The organism is Paenisporosarcina sp. P4_E4_2 (assembly GCF_056401595.1).
Genome location: NZ_JBFUJC010000298.1, coordinates 1 through 3896, shown reverse-complemented (window position 1 = coordinate 3896; position 3896 = coordinate 1). Strand labels below are relative to the sequence as shown.

The 3896-nt window shown below is 37.9% G+C and carries 5 protein-coding genes; 2 read left to right on the top strand and 3 right to left on the bottom strand.

Annotated features, from left to right (window positions below):
- On the top strand, positions 1-1531 hold a 1531-nt coding region (locus tag AC1DSB_RS15830), incomplete at its 5' end, for an ABC-F family ATP-binding cassette domain-containing protein (RefSeq protein ID WP_477587076.1).
- Positions 1532-1570: 39 nt separating this feature from the next.
- Here AC1DSB_RS15830 and AC1DSB_RS15825 read toward each other — a convergent pair.
- Positions 1571-2056, bottom strand: a complete 486-nt coding sequence (locus AC1DSB_RS15825; protein WP_477532337.1) for a YkvA family protein — start codon at positions 2054-2056, stop codon at positions 1571-1573.
- A 107-nt stretch (positions 2057-2163) separates the two neighbouring features.
- On the opposite strand from AC1DSB_RS15825, the gene AC1DSB_RS15820 reads away from it, so the two are divergent.
- The gene (locus AC1DSB_RS15820) at positions 2164-2829 is read left to right on the top strand and encodes a hypothetical protein (protein WP_477587075.1); all 666 of its coding nucleotides are present in this window, start codon (positions 2164-2166) and stop codon (positions 2827-2829) included.
- Between the two features lie 336 nt (positions 2830-3165).
- Here the strand turns inward: AC1DSB_RS15820 and AC1DSB_RS15815 are convergent, their stop codons facing one another.
- A complete protein-coding gene (locus AC1DSB_RS15815; protein ID WP_016427303.1) occupies positions 3166-3366 on the bottom strand; it encodes a cold-shock protein in 201 nt (66 codons plus the stop codon).
- A gap of 215 nt (positions 3367-3581) precedes the next feature.
- On the bottom strand, positions 3582-3896 hold a 315-nt coding region (locus AC1DSB_RS15810; protein WP_477587074.1), incomplete at its 5' end, for a DUF1033 family protein.

The following is a 3896-nucleotide window of genomic DNA, read 5'->3' as shown; positions in this document are numbered from 1 at the left end:
AGGTAACTGTTACGGATTAATTGGTGCTAACGGTGCGGGGAAATCAACTTTTATTAAAATCTTATCAGGTGACATTGATACACAAGAAGGTAACGTCATCATGAACCCGAACGAACGTATGGCTGTCCTAAAACAAAATCACTTCGAATATGAAGAGTATCCTGTTTTGGAAACAGTTATGATGGGTCATAAACGTTTGTATGAAGTCATGAATGAAAAGAATGCCATCTATATGAAAGAAGATTTCTCTGATGAAGATGGCATGCGTGCTGCTGAACTTGAAGGTGAGTTTGCTGACATGAACGGATGGGAAGCGGAATCTGAAGCGGCTATCCTTCTTCAAGGTTTGGGAATTGGTGAAGAATTCCACACGAAAAAAATGGCAGATTTAACTGGTTCTGAAAAAGTGAAAGTTCTATTGGCACAAGCTCTATTCGGCAAACCTGATGTACTTTTACTCGATGAGCCTACTAACCATCTGGACTTAAAAGCGATTCAATGGTTGGAAGAATTCCTAATCAACTTTGAAAATACTGTTATCGTCGTTTCCCATGACCGTCACTTCCTTAATAAAGTTTGTACACATATTGCCGATCTTGATTTCGGTAAAATTCAAGTGTATGTCGGAAACTATGATTTCTGGTATGAGTCCAGCCAATTGGCACTTAAAATGTCTCAAGATCAGAACAGTAAAAAAGAAGAGAAAATCAAAGAACTTCAAGCGTTCATTGCACGATTTAGTGCCAATGCCTCGAAGTCTAAGCAAGCTACTTCTCGTAAAAAAATGTTGGATAAAATCGAATTGGACGATATCCGACCTTCATCACGTAAGTATCCATATGTAAACTTCCAAATGGGCCGTGACATCGGAAATGATGTATTGTCCGTTCAAGATATTACAATGGAACATGAAGGCCAAACATTATTTAAAAACATTCATTTCTCCGTAAATAAAGATGACAAAATCATCTTGATCGGTGATCCAATTGCAAAATCTTCTTTACTACGTGTATTGGCTGAAGAAGTGCAACCTGTTGAAGGTTCAATTCGTTGGGGTGTCACAACTACTCGTTCATACTTCCCTATCGACTACAGTGAATACTTCACTGGCAAAGAAAATTCTTTAGTTGATTGGTTACGCCAATATTCTCCAGATGACGAAAGCGAAACTTTCTTACGAGGGTTCCTTGGACGTATGTTGTTCTCTGGCGAAGAAGTAAAGAAAAAACCTGCTGTACTATCAGGTGGAGAAAAAGTTCGTTGTATGCTTTCTAAAATGATGTTAGCCAACGCTAACGTTTTGCTGTTGGATGAACCGACTAACCACTTAGACTTGGAATCAATTCAAGCACTGAACAATGGATTAATTGCTTTCAAAGGCGCAATGATTTTCACTTCTCATGACCATCAGTTCATTCAAACAATTGCTAATCGTGTAATTGAAATCATGCCTGATGGATCAATTTTGGATAAACAATTATCATTTGATGAATTTTTAGAGTGGAAAGAAGCACAAGGAATTAAATCATAATACAGAAAAAAGTGCGAAGGAATTTCTCCTTCGCACTTTTTAATTTGATTTTTTTATAAATCGACCAAGTAATGATCGTGCAGGTAATTTACCGAGCAGTCCATCGCTGGTTTCGGAAATTTTTTTCAAGGCATCCAGTAACTTTTGATCACCAACCCAGTGCTCTTCCAGTATTTCAGGAGAAAATTTATTCAATAGTAAATTTACAACGAACGTGGCCACTATGATGTCATCAATAAATCCACCTGGCCCAATCAAACCTTCAGGTATTACATCAATTGGTGCAATAAAATACAAAATACCACTTCCGATTAAAGCTTTGCTTTTCCCGTCAATGCGTTGATCCAGCATGGATTTAGTGAGCAAATGAAACAAATCAGGTGCAAATAATAAATACGGTGCAAATTTACTCGCACTACCTGAGCGTGTTGCTAAAAATGTGGTCATTTTTTCGCGTAATTTTTCATAAAAGTCCTGTTGTTTTCTTGGTGTCGGCAGTTCATGTTTCAGTTCATATTGTGTCATGATCATTCTCCTTCCATACCAGTTACTATACCAAAAAAACAGAAGGTTGAAACGTTTAGACCCTTTCAAACGTCTACTGTATAAATTACTTAAAGGAGGTCCATGGTATGTCAGCATTCAAATTTTCCATAGTTTTGCTGCTAATGCTCTTATTAAGTGCTTGTAGTGAAAAATCTACAGATGACTCACCTATTGACACCGGTACTCCATCAGAAGAAATTCGAGAAGAAGTTCCTCAGACCGAAGATTCTGCTGAAGAAAAAATCGATCTAAAACGATTTTTTATGAAGGATGGATCTGTTGCAAAATATTTAGGTGACGGCAACGAATATGCCAGTTATCAGGCACGCACTCGATGGCACAATGATGATACAGTATCAATTTATGAGGATAACGGTGGCACAGTCGTAATCCGCACTTATCGAATTACTGAGGATTCGATTCATTTAATTAAAGAGCAGGCTGAGTATTAWGAAACATACTCTCCAACCGATGAAGAACTAAAGTCGTTGCCTATCATTTCCACAATTCTTCAAACACCAATTGAAACAGGAAAAACGTTTGATGAATGGACAGTGGTAAGTATTGACCAAACACTTGAAACGCCATACAAAACGTTTGACGATGTCATTGTGTTAGAGAAAACGGACGAAAGTGGTGCGCTCCAACGTAAATATTTTGTGCAAGATTTCGGTGAAATCAAACGGGAATTTATCATGCAGGACAACGATACAGAATTCAGCGTGACTTCTACGCTTGAGTCTGTAGACTGATTCATGCTGAATTTTATATAAGGATTTGTTAAATGTTATGGTTGTTTATCGTACATTTGCGCTTGCCGCACGTTCCGCATGAGCCAACAAATTTGAAAACCACAAACTTGTGGTCTCATTCTTCGAAAGTGCTGATCCTGCGGTATTCGTCGCAAAATGCAATTTTGTGGCAACGCCTTTGTGACCAACATCCTGTTGGCCAGAGGAGGCTTGCTAGTTCGTCCGCGGAAAGGGCACAGATTCCATTTTTTAAGAAATCAACCGTGAAAGTTATCAAAGACATACACAAAAAAGAAGAGGCAATCCGATGTCGGAAGCCTCTTTTACATTGTTAAATTAAACTTTAGTTACATTAGCAGCTTGTGGTCCGCGGTTGCCATCGACAACTTCGAACTCAACTTTTTGGCCTTCATCAAGTGTTTTGAAGCCATCTCCTTGGATTGCTGAGAAATGAACGAACACATCGTTTTCTCCCTCAATTTCAATGAAACCGAAACCTTTTTCTGAATTGAACCATTTTACTGTACCTTGTTTCATGAACAAAACCTCCAAAAAAATAAAGTTAACAATCGTGATTATTTGTTGTAAACCTAAAAAACCACACATTCAACAGTACCAGCAAACGCCAATCACTACTGAAAATATGTGAGTTCAGGTCTCCGGTAAAACAATTTCAATTGTTAAGAATATTATATCACTTGCCCAACATCTGTCAATTTTATTCTTTGTATTTTCATAGCTTTTTATGTCATTTACATTTGTTTAGGAATCCCATTAATGAGCCACAAAACGCCATGATACACTTGTAAATCATCATCACACGCTTCGCAAAATTCCTGTTCGTCTTCTGTCCAGAAAGCCCAACAAGCTCCTTTTTGACTCGCTTCATTTGGATAAGATTTCCTGAGTTTTTCAAGCAGTGAATTCAAAAAAATACTCGCTTCTGCTTCATTCACAAACACCTTTTTTTCAATGATGGTTGCTTCCCAACCTGAGAACATCCACCATGGTTCGTAGCCAGCTTTCATATAGATGATTTCATTCATGATTAATCCATCCTTTTCTTT